General features: G+C 70.1%; 17 protein-coding genes and 2 riboswitches. Of the genes, 4 read left to right on the forward strand and 13 right to left on the reverse strand.

Translation table 11 applies throughout. The features are described from left to right. The first annotated feature begins 30 nt into the window (after positions 1–30). Positions 31–696, forward strand: a complete 666-nt coding sequence (locus ACWCPI_RS23710; RefSeq protein ID WP_451039979.1) for an N-acetylmuramoyl-L-alanine amidase — start codon at positions 31–33, stop codon at positions 694–696. Between the two features lie 238 nt (positions 697–934). On the opposite strand, the gene ACWCPI_RS23715 is transcribed toward ACWCPI_RS23710, so the two are convergent. The 3 genes from ACWCPI_RS23715 to ACWCPI_RS23725 form a co-directional block, all read right to left on the reverse strand. Beyond that, positions 935–2,110 carry a cysteine desulfurase family protein gene (locus ACWCPI_RS23715; RefSeq protein WP_451040020.1) on the reverse strand — a complete coding sequence of 392 codons (1,176 nt, stop codon included), beginning with the start codon at positions 2,108–2,110 and terminating at the stop codon, positions 935–937. 108 nt (positions 2,111–2,218) lie between these two features. Further along, complete coding sequence (locus ACWCPI_RS23720; protein ID WP_451039980.1) at positions 2,219–2,485, reverse strand: DUF4190 domain-containing protein; 267 nt, start codon at positions 2,483–2,485, stop codon at positions 2,219–2,221. A gap of 43 nt (positions 2,486–2,528) precedes the next feature. Then, complete coding sequence (locus ACWCPI_RS23725) at positions 2,529–2,681, reverse strand: hypothetical protein (RefSeq protein ID WP_451039981.1); 153 nt, start codon at positions 2,679–2,681, stop codon at positions 2,529–2,531. A gap of 144 nt (positions 2,682–2,825) precedes the next feature. On the opposite strand from ACWCPI_RS23725, the gene ACWCPI_RS23730 reads away from it, so the two are divergent. Next, positions 2,826–3,452: a TetR family transcriptional regulator gene (locus ACWCPI_RS23730; protein WP_451039982.1), complete on the forward strand. Its 627-nt coding sequence runs from the start codon at positions 2,826–2,828 to the stop codon at positions 3,450–3,452. Positions 3,453–3,585: 133 nt separating this feature from the next. Here the strand turns inward: ACWCPI_RS23730 and ACWCPI_RS23735 are convergent, their stop codons facing one another. After that, positions 3,586–4,449: a thioesterase family protein gene (locus ACWCPI_RS23735; RefSeq protein WP_451039983.1), complete on the reverse strand. Its 864-nt coding sequence runs from the start codon at positions 4,447–4,449 to the stop codon at positions 3,586–3,588. Positions 4,450–4,591: 142 nt separating this feature from the next. On the opposite strand from ACWCPI_RS23735, the gene ACWCPI_RS23740 reads away from it, so the two are divergent. Next, positions 4,592–5,830, forward strand: coding sequence for an alpha/beta hydrolase (locus ACWCPI_RS23740; RefSeq protein ID WP_451039984.1), 1,239 nt, complete (start codon positions 4,592–4,594; stop codon positions 5,828–5,830). On the opposite strand, the gene ACWCPI_RS23745 is transcribed toward ACWCPI_RS23740, so the two are convergent. The 9 genes from ACWCPI_RS23745 to ACWCPI_RS23785 form a co-directional block, all read right to left on the reverse strand. Beyond that, entirely contained in the window at positions 5,739–6,395 is a 657-nt protein-coding gene (locus tag ACWCPI_RS23745; RefSeq protein WP_388802676.1) for a trimeric intracellular cation channel family protein, read from the reverse strand. The two genes, ACWCPI_RS23740 and ACWCPI_RS23745, sit on opposite strands and share 92 nt — an antisense overlap. Positions 6,396–6,465: 70 nt before the next feature. Next, positions 6,466–7,872: a dipeptide ABC transporter ATP-binding protein gene (locus ACWCPI_RS23750; RefSeq protein WP_451039985.1), complete on the reverse strand. Its 1,407-nt coding sequence runs from the start codon at positions 7,870–7,872 to the stop codon at positions 6,466–6,468. Beyond that, positions 7,869–8,960, reverse strand: a complete 1,092-nt coding sequence (locus ACWCPI_RS23755; protein ID WP_451039986.1) for an ABC transporter ATP-binding protein — start codon at positions 8,958–8,960, stop codon at positions 7,869–7,871. The genes ACWCPI_RS23750 and ACWCPI_RS23755 overlap by 4 nt, the downstream gene beginning before the upstream one ends. Continuing rightward, positions 8,957–9,964, reverse strand: a complete 1,008-nt coding sequence (locus ACWCPI_RS23760; protein WP_388801236.1) for an ABC transporter permease — start codon at positions 9,962–9,964, stop codon at positions 8,957–8,959. The genes ACWCPI_RS23755 and ACWCPI_RS23760 overlap by 4 nt, the downstream gene beginning before the upstream one ends. A gap of 69 nt (positions 9,965–10,033) precedes the next feature. After that, positions 10,034–11,782, reverse strand: coding sequence for an ABC transporter substrate-binding protein (locus tag ACWCPI_RS23765; RefSeq protein WP_451039987.1), 1,749 nt, complete (start codon positions 11,780–11,782; stop codon positions 10,034–10,036). Between the two features lie 58 nt (positions 11,783–11,840). Beyond that, positions 11,841–12,839, reverse strand: a complete 999-nt coding sequence (locus ACWCPI_RS23770) for an ABC transporter permease (RefSeq protein ID WP_388801241.1) — start codon at positions 12,837–12,839, stop codon at positions 11,841–11,843. A 361-nt stretch (positions 12,840–13,200) separates the two neighbouring features. Continuing rightward, the gene (locus ACWCPI_RS23775) at positions 13,201–14,001 is read right to left on the reverse strand and encodes an enhanced serine sensitivity protein SseB C-terminal domain-containing protein (protein ID WP_451039988.1); all 801 of its coding nucleotides are present in this window, start codon (positions 13,999–14,001) and stop codon (positions 13,201–13,203) included. Between the two features lie 167 nt (positions 14,002–14,168). Then, a complete protein-coding gene (locus ACWCPI_RS23780) occupies positions 14,169–14,960 on the reverse strand; it encodes an enhanced serine sensitivity protein SseB (RefSeq protein ID WP_451039989.1) in 792 nt (263 codons plus the stop codon). 101 nt (positions 14,961–15,061) lie between these two features. Further along, positions 15,062–15,730 (reverse strand): AAA family ATPase, encoded by a 669-nt coding sequence (locus ACWCPI_RS23785; protein WP_451039990.1) that lies wholly within the window; start codon positions 15,728–15,730, stop codon positions 15,062–15,064. Positions 15,731–15,950: 220 nt separating this feature from the next. Further along, a riboswitch (glycine riboswitch) is annotated at positions 15,951–16,049 on the forward strand. After that, a riboswitch (glycine riboswitch) is annotated at positions 16,050–16,173 on the forward strand. A 37-nt stretch (positions 16,174–16,210) separates the two neighbouring features. On the opposite strand from ACWCPI_RS23785, the gene gcvT reads away from it, so the two are divergent. Further along, on the forward strand, positions 16,211–17,329 hold the full coding sequence (gene gcvT, locus ACWCPI_RS23790; protein WP_451039991.1) for a glycine cleavage system aminomethyltransferase GcvT: 1,119 nt from the start codon (positions 16,211–16,213) through the stop codon (positions 17,327–17,329). The last annotated feature ends 87 nt before the right edge of the window (positions 17,330–17,416 follow it).

Below are 17,416 nucleotides of genomic sequence, written 5' to 3' on the forward strand. Positions count from 1 at the left end.
CGGGACCCGCGAGTATCCGTTGACGATCACATGGGACAGCGGAAGGCTCCGAAGGACGGCGACCGGAAGGTCGGGCGCCGCGCGTTGCTGATCGGCGGGACGGTGGCGGCGGCGGGATCGGCCGTGCTGGCCCGCGACGAGCTCGCGCGGCTGTGGTGGCGGGTTCCCGGCGTGGAGAAGCCGCGCAAGGAGGGCGAGGTGGACCATGCCGGCGCGCGGTGGGTGGCGGCGTCGGACGCGAACTGGCGGCGGGCGGACCGCCCCGACGACTACGGCATAGACATGGTGATCATCCATGTCACCCAGGGCAGCTTCGACAGCGCCGTGAAGGTCTTCCAGGACCCGGAGCACGGTGCGGCCGCGCACTACATCGTCCGCAAGGACGGCCACGTCACGCAGATGATCCGCGAGCTGGACGTGGCATACCACGCGGGCAACCGCGGCTACAACGAGCGCAGTGTGGGCATCGAGCACGAGGGCTTCGTGGACCGGCCGCAGGACCTCACGGACGAGATGTACGAGGCCTCGGCGCGGCTCACGGCCCGGATCTGCGCGCGGTACGACATCCCCGTCGACCGCGAGCACATCATCGGGCACGTGGAGGTACCGGGGACCGATCACACGGATCCCGGGGAGCACTGGGACTGGGACCGGTACATGAAGCTCGTCCGCAAGGCTCGTACCGCACCGGCGTGAGCGGTCGAAAGAGCGCGGCGACCAGGGTCACGGCGGGTGGGAGTCCTGGCCGGCCGCTCCCCGCCACGGGCGGGGGAAGGGCCGCCGGGCGGTCGTGGCCGAAGCGTTCCAGGGTGCCGGCGCCGACATGTGTCAGCGCTGCGACGAGGGCGAAGACCTGTGTGACGAGGTTCACGGGCGGGCCGTCCGCCTCTGTCCGTCCCTGAGCAAGAGCGCGCGCCGGGACTGCGCGCGCCCCTTATGTCAGCCCTGCCGCCCTGGCCCGTTCCACCGCCGGGCCGATGGCCTTGGCGACGGCCTCGACGTCGGCCTCCGTGGAGGTGTGGCCGAGGGAGAAGCGGAGCGTGCCGCGGGCCAGGTCGGGATCGGTGCCGGTGGCCAGGAGGACATGGCTGGGCTGGGCGACGCCCGCCGTGCAGGCGGAGCCGGTGGAGCACTCGATGCCCTGGGCGTCCAGGAGCAGCAGCAGGGAGTCGCCCTCGCAGCCCCGGAAGGTGAAGTGGGCGTTGGCGGGGAGGCGTCCGCCGGGTGCCGGGTCGCCGCCGAGGATCGCGTCCGGGACGGCCGTACGGACCGCTTCGACCAGGGCGTCGCGCAGGGCGCCGATCTCGGTGGCGAACCACTCGCGCTGTTCGGCGGCGAGGCGGCCGGCGACCGCGAAGGAGGCGATCGCGGGGACGTCGAGGGTGCCGGAGCGTACGTGCCGCTCCTGGCCTCCCCCGTGCAGCACGGGCACGGGGGCGTGGTCGCGTCCGAGGATCAGGGCGCCGATGCCGTACGGGCCGCCGATCTTGTGGCCGGAGACCGTCATCGCGGCGAGCCCGGAGGCGGCGAAGTCGACGGGGACCTGGCCGAAGGCCTGGACGGCGTCGGCGTGCAGGGGAACGCCGAACTCCGCGGCCACCTCGGCCAGTTCACGGACCGGCATGACCGTGCCGATCTCGTTGTTGGCCCACATCACGGTGGCCAGGGCGACGTCATCGGGGTTGCGGGCGATGGCTTCGCGCAGGGCGTCGGGGTGGACACGGCCGTGGGTGTCGACCGGGAGGTACTCGATCGTGGCGCCCTCGTGTTCGCCGAGCCAGTGGACGGCGTCGAGGACGGCGTGGTGTTCGACGGGGCTGGCGAGGACGCGGGTGCGGCGGCCGGCCGGGTCGGCGTCGCGGCGGGACCAGTACAGGCCCTTGACCGCGAGGTTGTCCGCCTCGGTGCCGCCGGATGTGAAGACGACCTCGCTGGGGCGGGCGCCGAGCGCTTCCGCGAGTATTTCGCGGGCCTCCTCGACGGATCGCCTCGCGCGACGGCCGGATGCGTGCAGGGAGGACGCGTTGCCGGTGATGCTCAGCTGGGCGGTCAGCGCCTCTGCCGCCTCCGGGAGCATGGGAGTGGTCGCGGCGTGGTCGAGGTAAGCCATGGTGGCCATGATTCTAGAGGGCGCCGGTAAGGGGGCCGGTGTCAAGGTCGGTCCGGGTGCGGGTGGGTGGCGCCTTTGCGGGTGCGGTCCCGCGAGCCCCTGAGCCCGCTAGAAGCTCCACGAGAGCGTGTTGTCCGCCTGCATGAAGGTGAACAGGACCACCAGGTCGGCCACCCCGAGGCCCATGCCCAGGTAGGCGCGGCCCTTGCGGTTCGTGCCTCGCCACAGCGCCACCGCGGCCAGGACGATGGCGACCGGGCCGAGGAAGATGTTGAAGACGAGGAGGCCGACGAGGCCGAGGACGAAGGACGCCACGGCCATGCCGTCGGCATCGCGGGTGCGGGGACGAGCGGTGGCCGGTGCGGTGAGATGCATGGGTGTCAGCTCCAGAGAAGTCGGTTCGGTCCGGATCACGGAGTCAGTGACGGCGCGCGTGGCGCTCGCGGGCGGCGAAGACGGCCAGCCACACCGCGATCACGGCGGCGGCGACGACGGTGAAGCCGAGCGGCGCGTGAGCCACGGCGCCCAGCAGCACACCCAGCAGCAGCAGCGCGGCGACGAGGAACAGCATGAGATGGATCCCCCTCCAGATCTCTCGCGTCGATCTCTCTCGTGACATTTCGGTGAACAGTTGTAGTAACAGTTGTTCACTGACTCCAAGTCTAGCGCGCCCCACGGCTTTTCAATTCCAGAGAACAGTTGTTAACTGCATGGTATGAGTCACACCCTCGGCATTCGGCAGGCCCAGAAACAGAAGACCCGACAGGCCCTCCTGGACGCGGCCTTGGGACTGCTGGAGGAACAGAGCCTGAGCAGCCTGGGCCTGCGCGAGGTCACCCGTGCGGTCGGCGTCGCCCCGACGGCCTTCTACCGACACTTCCGCTCCACCGCCGACCTCGGCGTGGCCCTCGTCGAGGAGGCGCTCGGCAGCCTGCACCCGATGATCCGCACGATCGTCTCCTCGTCCGGCGACAGCGAGCAACGCATAGAGCGCGCCGTCGGGTTGATCGCCCAGCACGTCGCGACCCATCCGGCCCATGTACGTTTCATCGCCCGCGAGCGGCATGGCGGGGTGCAGTCGGTGCGGGAGGCGATCCAGGACCAACTGGCCCGTTTCGCCGACGAGGTGAAGGCCGCGCTCACCAAGGACCCGGTCTCCGAAGGCTGGGACGACGACGACCTCCTCATGCTCGCCAACCTCTACGTCGACCAGATGCTGATGACGGCCTCCCTCTTCCTGGACGCCCTGGAGGAACCCGAGGAGGAACGGCGGCGCGTCGCCCAGGTCGCGACCCGCCAGATGCGCCTGATCAACATCGGCCGGGAGCACTGGCTGAACTGAGTACCCGTCACGGTCGGGTGTACGCACGGCACTGGTGGCCGGGGACGCAGAAGGGCGGCACCCCCGCACCGGAGGTACCGCCCTGTCGTGCGTACGAAGCGTCCCGCGTCAGCCGTGGGCCGCCGCGCGGGGCTCAGCTCAGCCTTGCCCTCGCCAACTGCCTCGACTGGGCCACCAGCCTGTCCGCGCTGTCCCAGACCTCGGCGTCCTCCTCCAGGAAGCCGCCCGCCAGGTTGCGGGTCGTGATCGACACCCGCAGCGGGCCGGGAGCCGGGCGGCAGCGCACGTGGACCGTCAGTTCCACCGTGGGGACCCAGCCGGAGATGCCGATCTCGAAGGCGGTGGGGGGCAGGGCGTCCACCGCGAGCAGCAGGGAGAGCGGGTCGGGGTCGCGGCCGTCCGCGAGGCCGAACCAGGCACGCATCTCGCCCTTGCCCGAAGGCTGTCCGAGCGCCCAGCCCAGGGTGGACGGGTCGAGCTTGAGCATCAGGCGGTCGGTGATCGCCGAACTGCCGGGCACCGGGGCCGGCCCGTCCTCGGGACCGAAGCAGTGGTCCATCGGCGGGATCGCGGGCGGCTTCGCCGTCGTGCGCACGTCGTCGGGGAGGGAGTCCAGGTCGCCGTAGGAGGCGAGGACACGGATCCGCTCGACCTCACGGCCCTCCTCGTCGTACTGCAGGAGCGAGGCCTGGCCGGTCGACAGGGTCCGGCCCGTGCGTACCACGTCCGTGCGGACGACCGCCGGGCCCGGCTGGGAGGCGGTCAGGTAGTGCGCGGAGATGGTGAACGGATCGCTGTGCGGCAGGGCGTCCGCGAGGGCGCGGCCGAGGACGGCCAGCAGGTAGCCGCCGTTGACGGCGCTGATGATGGTCCAGCCGGCCGAGAGGTCGATGTCGTAGACGCCGGGCGCGCGCCGGGTGAGCGCGGTGTCGCGGTCGAACTCGCTGTCGCCGATCGAGGCTCGCGGGGCCGTCGGGGCGGAGGCTGCTTCTGGCATGGATGAACCGTACAACAGCTAACTACTAAGCGGTAGCTTTGGAATGGAACCCGCCGCCACCGGAGCTGAGACCTGCGCAACTTTTCGGTAAGTGTCCCCTCTCGCCCGAAACCCGAGCCCCGATCTCCCCCTCTATGAGGACATGAGTCTCACCGGGGCCCCTTTCCTCTACACCCTCGTCGCGTTGTGCGTCGTCGCCGTCGTGCTGCCGCTGGTCCTCTGGTCGCGGATCCGCGGTCCCAGAGTCGTGCGGGGCGCAACCCGGGTGCTGATGGTGCTGTTCGCCCAGGGCACGGCGGTCGCCCTGGTCTTCACCCTGGTCAACAACTCCAACCAGCTGTACGACAACTGGGGGGACCTGCTCGGCACCAGCGACCATGTCCACAAGGCGGCCGACCTCGGGACGAGCGGCACCGGCGGGATCGCGCTGGAGAAGCTGCCGAAGGTCCGGCAGGTCTTCAAGCCGGCCAAGGGACCGGGCATGCGCGAGGAGGGCGGGGTGGTCGTCACCCAGCTCAAGGGCCGGGTGTCCGGGGTGCACGCCGAGGTCAACGTCTGGCTGCCGCCGCAGTACCGCGACCCCGCCTACCGCGACCACAAGTTCCCGGTCGTCGAGGTGCTGCCCGGCTACCCCGGCTCGTCGAAGGCGTGGTTCGGGACCATGGACGCGACCCAGCAGCTCGCGCCGCTGATGCGCAGCGGGCAGATCGAGCCGTTCATCATCGTCTCGCCGCGCACCACGCTGCTGCCGGGCGTGGACACCGGCTGCGCGAACATCCCGGGCAAGGTGAACGCCGACAGCTGGCTCAGCGTCGACGTGCCGAAGATGGTCATGGACAACTTCCGGGCCCAGGCCGCGCCGGACGGCTGGGCGGTCGCCGGCTACTCGGCGGGCGCGCACTGCGCGGCGAAGCTCGCCGTCGCCCACCCGGACCGCTACCGGGCCGCGGTCAGCATGTCCGGCTACAACGACCCCGTCGCCGTACCGAACTCGCTGGCGGGGAAGACCCCGGCCCTGCGAGCCGCGAACAACCCCTACGAGCTGCTCGGCAAGTCCCGCATCCCGCCGCGTGTCGCGCTCTACTTCTCCGGCCAGCCGAAGGACGGGTACGAGGCGGCCCTGGCCGTGCAGCGGATCGCGAAGGCACCCACGACCGTGGACGTGGTGTTCATCCCGAGCAGCGCGGGAGGCCACACCATGGCGCTGTGGAAGCCGCAGGTGGTCCCGGCGTTCCGCTGGCTGACCGATGTGATGGGGACGGGCCATCGGGTCCGTACGGTGCCGGGGGCTACTCCTCTCGCACCGTCGACCGTCGGTTCCAGGCACGCGGAGCTCGCCAGTGGAACCGCATCGCCAGCAGCCGCAGCACGAAGGCCGTGACGGCCGCGAGCGTGCTGGTCAGCGGGGTGAGAGCGTCGTAGTGGATGCACAGCGCGACCATCGTGGCGCCGACGATCGCCGGGACCGCGTACAGGTCGCGGTCCCAGCGCAGCAGTGAGGGCACCTCGTTGGCCAGGACGTCGCGCAGCACACCGCCGCCGACGGCGGTCGCGAGGCCGAGGGTGGCGGACGCGGTGAGGTTCAGGCCGTAGTCGTACGCCTTGGTCGTCCCGGCGACGCAGAACAGGCCGAGGCCCGCCGCGTCGAAGACGTTCACGCCGGTCTGGATGCGCTCCACGTGCGGGTGGAGGAAGAAGACGAGGAGCGCGGCGAGCAGCGGGGTGAGGAAGTACCCCAGGTCCGTGAAGGCTGCCGGGGGCACGGCGCCGATGACGACGTCCCGGAACAGCCCGCCGCCCAGGGCGGTGACCTCGGCGAGGACGGCGATACCGAAGACGTCGAAGTTCTTGCGGACCGCCAGCAGGGCGCCCGAGATGGCGAAGACGAAGATGCCGATCAGGTCGAGCGTGTGCTGGACGGACGGGCTGAACAGTTGCTGGAGCACCCGTACATTCTCGCGCAGGAATCAGCCCCCGCCTTGCAAATGAAGGCGGGGGCTGCTCGGTGGTGCGGAGTTACGAGCCCTCGGAGTCCCGGCTCTTCTGCTCGGCGACCGCTTCCGGCTCCGTCGACGGGGCGTCGGTGGCGGGACCGGTGGAGTCGGTCGGCTCCTCGGCGGGGCCTTCGGCGCCGGCCGCGGGCACGTCGGGCGTCGTCCGGTCGCCGGGGCCGGTCCCCGGGGCCGCGTCCGCGGCCCCCGCGGATTCCTCCGCCGGCTCCTCGGCCAGGGGTGTCCGCCCGGCTTCCGCCCCCGCCGGCTTCTCGTCGCCGGCCTCCACCTTCGCCGCCACCGCCGCGGACGTCACCGCCGACTCCGCCAGGACCTCGTCGGCGACCAGTTCGGCCGCCTCCTTGGCCTCGGCGAGCAGGACCGTCTCCTGCGGGGCCTGGTCCTCGAAGTTCTCGGGGTGGTGGCAGGCCACGCGCTGGCCCGGCCTCAGCTCCAGCAGCTGCGGTTCCGTGGTCCGGCAGATCTCCGTCGCCTTCCAGCACCGGGTGTGGAAGCGGCAGCCGCTGGGCGGGGAGATCGGCGAGGGGACGTCGCCGCGGAGCAGTATGCGCTCGCTCTTGGCACCCCGGCGCTTGGGGTCGGGGACCGGGACCGCCGACATCAGGGCCTTGGTGTACGGGTGCATCGGCGCCTCGTACAGCGAGGTGCGGTCGGCGAGCTCGACGATCTTGCCGAGGTACATCACGGCGATACGGTCCGAGACATGCCGTACGACGGAGAGGTCGTGCGCGATGATCACGTACGTGAGGCCGAGTTCCTCCTGGAGGTCGTCCATGAGGTTCACGACCTGCGCCTGGATCGACACGTCCAGCGCCGAGACCGGCTCGTCGGCCACCACCAGCTTGGGCTTCAGCGCGAGCGCCCGCGCGATGCCGATGCGCTGGCGCTGGCCGCCGGAGAACTCGTGCGGGTAGCGGTTGTAGTGCTCGGGGCTCAGGCCCACCAGCTCCAGAAGCCGCTGGACCTCCTTCTTCACCCCGCCCTCCGGCTCGACGCCCTGGAGGCGGAACGGCGCCGAGACGATTCCGCCGATGGTGTGCCGGGGGTTCAGGGAGCCGTACGGGTCCTGGAAGATCATCTGGATGTCCCGCCGCAGCGGACGCATCCCGGCCGTGTTCAGCCGTGTGATGTCCTTGCCCTCGAAGTGGATCGAGCCGCCGGTCGGGTCCTGGAGCCGGGTGATGACCCGCCCCATGGTCGACTTGCCGCAGCCCGACTCACCGACCACGCCGAGGGTCTCGCCCTTGCGCACCTCGAAGTCGATGCCGTCGACGGCCTTGACCGCGCCGACCTGACGCTGGAGCACGCCCTTGCGGATCGGGAAGTGCTTCTGCAGGCCCTCGACCTTGAGGAGCACCTCACGGTCGTCGACCGCCGCGGGCGCCTCGTCCGTCTTCTTCGTCTCACTCACAGCTTCGGCGCAATCTCTTCGGTCCAGATCCGCGTACGGTCCTCCGGCGAGAGGTGGCAGGCGGAGAAGTGCCCGCCGCCGACCTGCTGGAGCTCCGGGCGCACGGTACGGGTGACATCGCCCTTGGGGACGTCCGCGTACGGGCAGCGGGGGTGGAAGGCGCAGCCCGAGGGGACGTTGATGAGGCTCGGCGGCTGGCCCTTGACGGGGATGAGCCGCTCGGAGGTCTCCCGGTCGATGCGCGGCATCGAACCGAGCAGGCCCCAGGTGTACGGGTGCTGCGGGCGCTCGAAGACGTCGTCGACCGAGCCGCGCTCCACGCACCGGCCGCCGTACATCACCAGGACGTCGTCGGCGATCTCGGCGACCACGCCGAGGTCGTGGGTGATGAGGACGACCGCGGAGCCGAACTCCTTCTGCAGGTCCCGGATGAGGTCGAGGATCTGCGCCTGGACGGTGACGTCGAGGGCGGTGGTCGGCTCGTCCGCGATGAGCAGTTCGGGGTTGTTGACGAGCGCCATGGCGATCATCGCGCGCTGGCGCATACCGCCGGAGAACTCGTGCGGGTAGTTGTCGACGCGCTTGTCCGGCTCGGGGATGCCGACCCGGTCGAGCATCTCGATCGCCCGCTTGCGCGCCGTCTTCTTGTTGACGTCGTGGTGGACCCGGTAGGCCTCCACGATCTGGTTGCCGATCGTGTAGTACGGGTGCATCGCGGACAGCGGGTCCTGGAAGATCATCGCCATCTCGCGGCCGCGCAGCCGGCGCACCTCGTCCGGGTCGGCGGCGACCAGTTCCTTGCCGCCGAGCCAGATCTCACCGGACATCTGCACGTTCTTGCCGCGCGCCCCGAGCCGGTGCAGGCCCATGATCGCCAGCGAGGTGACGGACTTGCCCGAGCCGGACTCACCGACGATGCAGAGGGTCTTGCCCTTCTCCACCTGGAAGGTGAGCCCGTCGACGGACTTGACCAGGCCGTCGTCGGTCGGGAAGTGCACCTTGAGGTCGCGGACCGCGAGGAAGGCGTCGGGTGCGTTCGAGGGCGAGGGTTCGCCCACGGCGGCGCCGGTCTTGGAGAGTTCGGTCACGAGAGCCTCACGCGCGGGTCGGCGGCGGCGTAGAGCAGGTCCACCAGGAGATTTGCGATCACGACGAAGAAGGCGGCGAGCAGGGTGACGCCGAGGATCGGGGGCAGGTCGTTGTCGGTGATGCCCTGCACCGCGTACTGACCGATGCCGGGCAGCGAGAAGACGGTCTCGGTGATCACGGCGCCGCCGAGCAGCAGACCCAGGTCCATGCCGAAGACGGTGATGATCGGGGTCAGCGCGGCCCGCAGCCCGTGCCGGGCCACGACCTTGCGCTCCCTCAGGCCCTTGGCGCGGGCCGTGCGGATGAAGTCCTCGTTCATCGTCTCCAGCATGCCCGAGCGGGTCAGCCGCGCGTAGATGGCGGAGTACAGCAGGGCGAGCGAACACCACGCGGGGAAGAGGGTGTTGGCCCACTGCGCCGGATTCTCGGTGAACGGTACGTAGGTGCGGCCGAAGATCGGCCACTGGAAGGTGAAGAGCAGCAGCGCCAGGTTGCCCGTGAAGAACATGGGCAGCGACACACCGGCGAGGGCGACGCCCATGAAGGTGCGGTCGAAGAAGCTGCGGGGCTTGAGCGCGGAGATCACGCCGATCAGCACACCGGACACCAGCCACAGCACGGCGGCGCCGGCGGCCAGCGAGAGGGTCACCGGAAGGCGGGAGGTGAGCTGCGGCCACACCTCGACGTGGTTCTTGAAGGAGTAGCCGAAGCACGGCGCGTTGCACTGCGTCGTGGTGGGGCCCAGGTCGTAGGTGGCGCCGGCCACGATCCCCTTGATGAAGTGCCAGTACTGGACGTACAGGGGCTGGTCCAGACCGAGGTTCTGCTTGACCGCGGCGATGTCGGCCTTCGTCGGGCTCTTTCCGATGTACTGCTGCGCGAGCTGGTCGGCGGTCTGGCCGGCGAGCCGTGGCAGCAGGAAGAAGATCGCGAAGGTGACCGCGGTGACGACCAGCAGCAGGATCACTGCCGCGACCGTCCGACGGAGGATGTACGAGATCACGGGGACCGGCGCCGGTGCCCGTGGGCCGCGAAGCCCACGGGCACCAAAGCCTTCACCTGCCTTCCGGGGCTACTTCTTGGTCGTGCCGATGTTGAGGTAGTCGTACTGACCGCTGAAGGCCGCCGTGGACACCAGGTTGGTGAAGTTGGCCGGGCGGTACAACAGGACCTTGAAGTAGGTCAGCGGGACGATGGCCGCCTGGTCCATCGCACGCTTGTCGATCTGCGCGTACAGGCTGTTGCGCTGGGCCTCGTCCTCGGTGGCGATGGCCTTCTCCAGCATCTCGTTGATCTGCTTGTCGTCGATGTACGAGAGGTTGGTGTTGCCGGACGCGCCGATCGCGTCACCGTGCAGGATCTGCTGCAGGAAGCCGTAGCCGGACGGCCAGTCGGCACCCCACTGCATCATGTGCAGACCGATGTTCTGCTTCTTGTCGAACTCCGGCACACCCGCGTAGTCGGTGAAGTACTTGCCCGACGGGTACTGCTTGAGGGTGGCGTCGATGCCGGCCTTCTTCAGCGAGGCGATGATCGCGGTGGCCGCGTCGATCTCCTGCGGGCGGTCGCTGCGCGCCGAGATGTTGGTCTTGATGCTCGACTTGCCGCAGGCCTTCAGCTGCTCCTTGGCCTTGGCGACGTCACCCTTGTGGTCCTTGGTGGCGTAGGCGTCGGCCTTCTCGTAACCGGGGATGTCCGGCGGCAGGACGGTGGTGGCGATGTCACCGCGGATCGGGCCGCCCTCGGCGGTCTGCACGGAGACCTTGTCGATGGCGTACTGGACGGCCTTGCGGCACTCGACCTTGTCGAACGGCGCGACCTGCGTGTTGATCGCCATGTAGACCAGGCGGCCACCGTAGGTGTTGTCCGTGTTGGCCTTCAGCGCGGCGTCGTTGACGACCTTCGCCTGGGTCGCGGCCTGGACGCCGGTGCCGCCGAGGTCGATCGCCGTACCGGCCTGGACGTCCTGGTCGATGGTCTCGGCGTTGACCTTCAGCTTGACGACGATCTTGTCCGGGTACTGCTTGCGCAGCGGGTCCGTCTTGGCGTCCCAGTTCTCGTTGCGCACGAGGACGGCCTGCTTGCCCTCGTCGTAGCTCTGGAACTTGTACGAGCCCGAGGACACGATGTTCTTGACGTAGTCGATGCCCTTGTCCTTGGCCTTGGGCACCGGAGCCGTCTGCGGCGTCGCGACCAGGTAGTCGAACTCCTGGAAGGCACGGTTGAGCTTGAAGACGATCGTGGTGTCGTCCGGCGTCTCGATGGACGCGAGGCCCTTGCCGCTCTTGTCCTTGTACGGGCCCTTGTACTTGTCCCCGCCGTCCAGGAACTGCTGGAAGTAGTTCGGGCCGAGGGAGAGCACGTCACGCGCGAAGTTGGAGCGCTCGACGGCGTACTTGACGTCCTTCGAGGTGATCGGCGTGCCGTCCTCGTACTTCAGGCCCGAACGCAGCTTGTACGTCCAGGTCTTGCCGCCGTCGCTGGGCTCACCGGGGCTCGCCGCGAGGTCCGGGACCAGCTCGTTGCCGGCCTCGCCCGCGGCGGGCTTGAAGGTCATCAGCGGGCGGGCGTAGAGCCGGCTGAGGTTGTACATGTACGCGTAGTACGTGTTGCCGGGGTCGAAGGAGTCCGGCACGTCCGAGTACTCGTACGTGACCGTGCCCCCCTTCTGGGTGGAGGCGTTGACGACACCCTTGGTCGCTGCGTTGGCCCCAGCCGACTTGTTTCCGTTCTCACTGCCGTCATCGGCTTTGCTGCATGCCGAGAGCAGCAGGCTCGCACTGCCGAGAGCCGCAACCGCGGCCAGCGTTGACCTTCGCATGATGGTCCGCTTCCCCTCCATTGTTGGAAATCTTTTGGACTCGCTCCGCGGCCGCGGGTCAGCGGCTGCGCGGGTCGAGAGCGTCACGGAGACCGTCGCCGAGCAGGTTGAACGCCAGGACGGTCACGAAGATGGCCAGACCAGGCACGATCATGAACTGCGGGTCGACCTGGTAGTAGTCGACCGCCTGGTTGATCATGCCGCCCCAGGACGCCTGCGGGGGCTGGATGCCGACGCCGAGGAAGCTCAGGGACGCCTCGAAGAGGATGTTGGTCGGGATGAGCAGCGTCGAGTAGACGATGATCGGGCCGACGAGGTTCGGCAGCAGCTCCCGGAAGAGGATGTACGGCCCCTTGGCCCCCATCCCCCGCGAGGCGTCGACGAACTCCCGCTCACGCAGGGCCAGCGTCTGGCCCCGCACGATACGGCCCAGGTAGGGCCAGTTGAAGAAGCCGATCACGAAGATCAGCACCGTGATGTGCAGCGGCAGGCCCTCCAGCCCGAAGGCACCGCCCTGCAGGGTGGCCGAGATGGCGATGGCGAACAGCAGGAGAGGGAACGCCAGGAAGGTGTCCATCAGCCGGCTGATGATCGTGTCGACCCGGCCGCCGTAGTAGCCGGCGACCACGCCGAGGACCGCGCCGATCGTGTTGGACAGGATCGTGGCGCCGAAGGCGACGACCAGCGAGACCCAGGAGCCCTCCAGGATGCGGGTGGCGATGTCGCGGCCGAACTTCGGCTCGACACCGAGCGGGTGCTCCCAGCTCATGCCGCCGAAGTCACCCTTGGGCAGCGAGGTGTTGGGGTCGATCAGGTCCTGGTTCAGGGCGTTCGGGTCCAGCCCGAACAGGGCCTGGATGGGACGGGACAGCACGGCCAGCAGGATCAGAAGGATCACGATGATCCCTCCGGCGACCGCCACCTTGTCCTTCTTGAAGCGGGTCCAGGCGATCTGCCCCAGAGACCGACCCTCGATCTGCTTGGACTCGACCCCCGCGAGCACGGCCTCGGGCTGGGCCTCGGCCTGCGATCCGGTGGTCTCGATCGGTGCCGTCACTTTGCGCTTGACCCCTCTCGGCCGGCGGTTGCCGACCCCCTGGCTGCCGCTGTAGCGGTTGCTTCCACTCGTACACGGGACCGACCGGCCCGTGTCTTGCGGGGAGTCTTCAACGCTTTGGCGATCAGTCGCCAGAGCTGGCAGGGAAAGGATGCGCAACCGTGATGCTGTCTGAGGAGTTCCGTTATCCGAACAGCAGGTAACGCCCGTCGGACGTGCGCCAGTCGGGGCGTATGCGGGCGGACCGGGACCTTCCGATCGCATCTACGCGCGGAGATCTGCCTGCGAAACCACAGTCCGCCAGCCTTTGGACCTATGAGAATCGGCCTGCTGACCGATCAGTAGGGTAACGCGTGAAAGATCAGTAACGGCCCTGCGCCGGTGGGTAGCCGTAACCGGACGCCGGAGCCTGCGCGGGGGCGGCGGCGTGCGCCTCGCGGTCGTAGAACGGCCGGGTGTTCGCCCGCATCCACATGGCGACCGGGTCGTCCTCGTCGGACATCGCCACGGTCGACACGGGCAGCCCGTCGGGGACCGCGCCGATCGACTGCGACATCATCGAGCGCACCGAGTCCACGGCCGGCGGGCTGGTGTCGTACACGTCGAGACCGATGGCGAGATACGGCGCGCCGAGCGCCGGCTGCACCCAGGCGCGGCGCAGCGCGCGCACGGCCGGGGTGCGGTGGGCGTTCTGCGCGAGCAGGGCGTAGAACTGCGGGATCTCGATGCCGGGTTCCGACAGCCGCAGCGGGCCGGCGGGCTGGCGGTCCAGGCCGGTGGCGATGCGGCGCAGGTCGAGCCAGGGGATGCCGACGCCGCCGCCCGGGGCGTGCGGGTTGAGCCAGAGGCCGAAGTGGTCCGGGTAGAGGGTGCGGGCGACGTCGACGCCGTCGACCACTTCGTAGGAGCGGTTCCAGCCGCTGGCCGACAGCTCCTGGGCGGAGGTGACGCACGGGGCGTAGCCGTAGCCGTCGACCTCCATGTTCCCGTACTGGGCGTCCGGGGAGCCGGCCTGGCCGTGCCACAGCAGCATCCAGATCTGGCCCAGGGACGGCGTCGCGAGCGCGCGCAGGAGGGCCTCGTAGGCGTCGTAGCGCCCGGGGGTCACCTGGCGCAGCATGTGCTCGACCTGCCCGGTCGAGGTTGTGCCGCTCGCGCTCACCTTTTACCGCCCCTTCGGGAAATTTTGGCTGTGGGCCCAGCTTAGGCTCTCCACCGGGAGAACCGTTGAGAGCTCGGGACTTGATGTGGTCTGCCGTCTGCGGGTTCGTCGTGGCCGCCTCGCGCGGGTCCCCGCACCCCGCCGGGGGCGCTCGCCCTGCGCGGCGCTCAGAAGTCCCGCTGGTAGAAGGGGCGGACCTGCCGGCGCATCCAGTCGATCACCGGGTCCTGGGCCACGTCCAGCAGCACCAGGTTGACCGGCCACCTGACCGGGCTGCTGCCCAGGGCGCGGGCGACGGCGTCCATGGGGGCCGCGCGCAGGTCGCCCTCCCAGTGGGCGAGTTCGACACCGATGAACATCACCGGGGTGGCCGTCTCGATCGTCGCCAGGCAGCGGCGGGCCGTGGTGACCACGCCGGTGGCGGCGAACTCGGCCGAGGCGGCCGCGAGGAAGTCGACCGGGTCGTCCTGCCAGTCCGGCTCGTAGAGCTTGACGCGACCTCCGGAGGCGAGGCCGTCCAGGGGCGTGCGGCCCGCCCGGCACAGCTCGGCCACCGCCGCCGGGGGCAGCGGGACGCCGACCACGCCGTCCGGGTTGACGGCGATGCCCACCTGCGGGGGCAGACCGCGGGCGAACTCCACGGCGGGGGCGACGGCGAACGACATGTGGGAGCCGACGACCTGACGGAACTGCTCCTCGGAGCTGAAGACCGGGACGTAGGCCTGGCCGCCGATCTCCAGCGTGGGCAGGTCCAGGGGGCCGCTGTGCGGGCCGCCGCCGCCCGGCAGGGGCACCCAGACGAAGCTGCGGCCCAGCACCTCGATGATCCGGCCGCCCGCCGAAGGCAGCCCGAGGGAGGCCGAGAGCACCTCCTCCAGCTCGTTGCCGGGCCAGCCGCCGTGCGGGTGGAGGTGTGTCTGTGCCGGGAAGTCCGCGGGGAGATCCGCTGGGATGTCCATCTGTCCGACCGCCTGCTGTGAACTACGTCTGTGGACCGAAAGGCTAGCCGGTGGCCGGCGCGCGCACGGATACGGCCGGGCCCGCGCACGGATACGGCCGGTCAGCCGGTGAAGGCGATCCTGCGCAGGGTGTCCGCCGCCTCCCGGTCGATCAGCACCGCCGCGCCGCAGCCCCGGGGCAGGTGGCCCTTCTCGACCGAGCGCAGCAGCCGCGCGGCGGCCGTGCGGTGACGCAGGAAGGCGTAGCGGGAGACGCCCCGCCCCCGCTCGCGCTGACCCTCCAGGGCCGTGTCCGGGGCGACGTCGAGCAGCAGCATGTGCAGGGTGCCGCCGCGCCGCCGGGCCTCCCGGGCCAGCCAGCCCCGCACCCAGGCCTGGGTGCCGCAGTCGTGCACGACGACGCCCTCGCCGGAGCGCAGGGCGCGGCGCAGTCCGGCGTAGTGCGCGAGGCGGACCAGGGGGCGGTAGACGGCGTAGGGGAGGAAGCCGGGCATCCGGGCCTCCCAGCGGTCCCGGACGTCCTGGGAGTCGATACGGATGCCCTTCACCGTCCGCCGCATCAGCGTGGACTTGCCGCTGCCGGGCAGGCCGGTGATCACGACGAGGTCCTCGGGGGCGAAGAGCAGGGCGTGCGGGCTGTGGCCGGCGCGCTCACGCAGATCGCGGACCACGCAGGCCGGGCGCGCCTCGCACGCCTCCCGGGCCGAGGTCGTGGGCTGCTTCGGCAGCGCGAGGCCCAAGGTCGTGGCGTACGCCGTGGTCCTGTCCACCGTGATCGTCCTCCCCTGGGGCGGTTCACGAGTCTCCTCCCCGTCGAGTGTAAAGAGAAGGTAATGCCCGGTGTCTCTCGTTTCAGTCCTCTTACAGCAACAAGCCTGCTACAGGGTGCTGTGTACGCCTGTGTACTCGCCGCGGCCCCTGTGCACCACCCCCCTGACGCAGTGCGGGGATGCGTGCAATGATGTCCGCGCCAACTGCATACCGGCCGTTTGAATCCGCGCGGGAGAGTCCCTGGCAGTGCATCGCCGGGGCGCCGAAGGAGCAAGTCCCTCCCTTGAATCTCTCAGGCCCCGTTACCGCGCGGGCGAGGCACATCTGAAAAGTGGGCCGCATCCCCCTCGTCGAGGGCGGGCGCTGCCCCACCCAAGGTGCAAGCCATGGACCCCCGCGGGTCATGGCGAACCTCTCAGGTTCCGATGACAGATGGGGAGGACCGACCTCGCCCTCACGCATCTGGGAGACGACCGACCGTGAGCAGTACGCCACTCCGTCACACCGCGCTCGATGCCCTGCATCGCTCGCTCGGCGCGACGATGACCGACTTCGCCGGCTGGGACATGCCCCTGCGCTACGGCTCCGAGCGCGACGAGCACATCGCGGTGCGGACGAAGGCCGGGATCTTCGACCTCTCCCACATGGGCGAGATCACCGTCACCGGTCCGCAGGCCGCCGCCTTCCTGAACCACGCCCTGGTCGGCAACATCGCCTCCGTGGGTGTCGGCCGCGCCCGCTACACCATGATCTGCCGTGCCGACGGCGGCATCCTCGACGACCTGATCGTCTACCGGCTCGCCGAGACCGAGTACATGGTCGTCGCCAACGCCTCCAACGCCCAGGTCGTGCTGGACGCGCTGACCGAGCGGGTGGCCGGCTTCGACGCCGAGGTCCGCGACGACCGGGACGCGTACGCGCTCATCGCCGTCCAGGGCCCCGAGTCCCCCGGCATCCTGAAGTCGCTGACCGACGCCGACCTCGACGGCCTGAAGTACTACGCCGGACTGCCCGGCACCGTCGCCGGCGTGCCCGCCCTGATCGCCCGCACCGGCTACACCGGTGAGGACGGCTTCGAGCTGTTCGTGAGGCCGGAGCACGCCGTCGAGCTGTGGCAGGCGCTGACCAAGGCGGGCGAGGGCGTCGGACTGGTCCCCTGCGGCCTGTCCTGCCGGGACACGCTGCGCCTGGAAGCGGGCATGCCGCTGTACGGCCATGAGCTGTCGACCTCGCTCACGCCCTTCGACGCCGGGCTCGGCCGGGTGGTGAAGTTCGAGAAGGAGGGCGACTTCGTGGGGCGCGAGGCCCTGGAGCGGGCCGCCTCCCGTGCCGCGGAGAACCCGCCGCGCGTCCTCGTCGGCCTGGTCGCCGAGGGGCGTCGTGTGCCGCGGGCCGGGTACCCGGTCGTCGCCGGCGGCGAGGTCGTCGGCGAGGTCACCTCCGGCGCCCCCTCCCCCACGCTGGGCAAGCCGATCGCGATGGCGTACGTCGACGCGGCCCACTCGGCGCCGGGGACGGCCGGGGTCGGCGTGGACATCCGCGGCAGCCATGAGCCGTACGAGGTCGTGGCGCTGCCCTTCTACAAGCGGCAGAAGTAGACACTTGGCCGGAAGCAGAGACCGGCCCCGCAGCAGTCACCGGCAGCGACCCGTGCGTGACCTCGCGCACGTTTGCGCTGCTCATCC

It is taken from the genome of Streptomyces sp. NPDC001920 (assembly GCF_053594495.1).

Bases quoted from the DNA above. Each gene is read 5' to 3' on its own strand.
- ACWCPI_RS23710 (WP_451039979.1), top strand. From the start codon at position 31: ATGGGACAGCGGAAGGCTCCGAAGGACGGCGACCGGAAGGTCGGGCGC.
- ACWCPI_RS23715 (WP_451040020.1), bottom strand. From the start codon at position 2,110: ATGGCTTACCTCGACCACGCCGCGACCACTCCCATGCTCCCGGAGGCG.
- ACWCPI_RS23720 (WP_451039980.1), bottom strand. From the start codon at position 2,485: ATGCATCTCACCGCACCGGCCACCGCTCGTCCCCGCACCCGCGATGCC.
- ACWCPI_RS23725 (WP_451039981.1), bottom strand. From the start codon at position 2,681: ATGCTGTTCCTCGTCGCCGCGCTGCTGCTGCTGGGTGTGCTGCTGGGC.
- ACWCPI_RS23730 (WP_451039982.1), top strand. From the start codon at position 2,826: ATGAGTCACACCCTCGGCATTCGGCAGGCCCAGAAACAGAAGACCCGA.
- ACWCPI_RS23735 (WP_451039983.1), bottom strand. From the start codon at position 4,449: ATGCCAGAAGCAGCCTCCGCCCCGACGGCCCCGCGAGCCTCGATCGGC.
- ACWCPI_RS23740 (WP_451039984.1), top strand. From the start codon at position 4,592: ATGAGTCTCACCGGGGCCCCTTTCCTCTACACCCTCGTCGCGTTGTGC.
- ACWCPI_RS23765 (WP_451039987.1), bottom strand. From the start codon at position 11,782: ATGCGAAGGTCAACGCTGGCCGCGGTTGCGGCTCTCGGCAGTGCGAGC.
- ACWCPI_RS23780 (WP_451039989.1), bottom strand. From the start codon at position 14,960: ATGGACATCCCAGCGGATCTCCCCGCGGACTTCCCGGCACAGACACAC.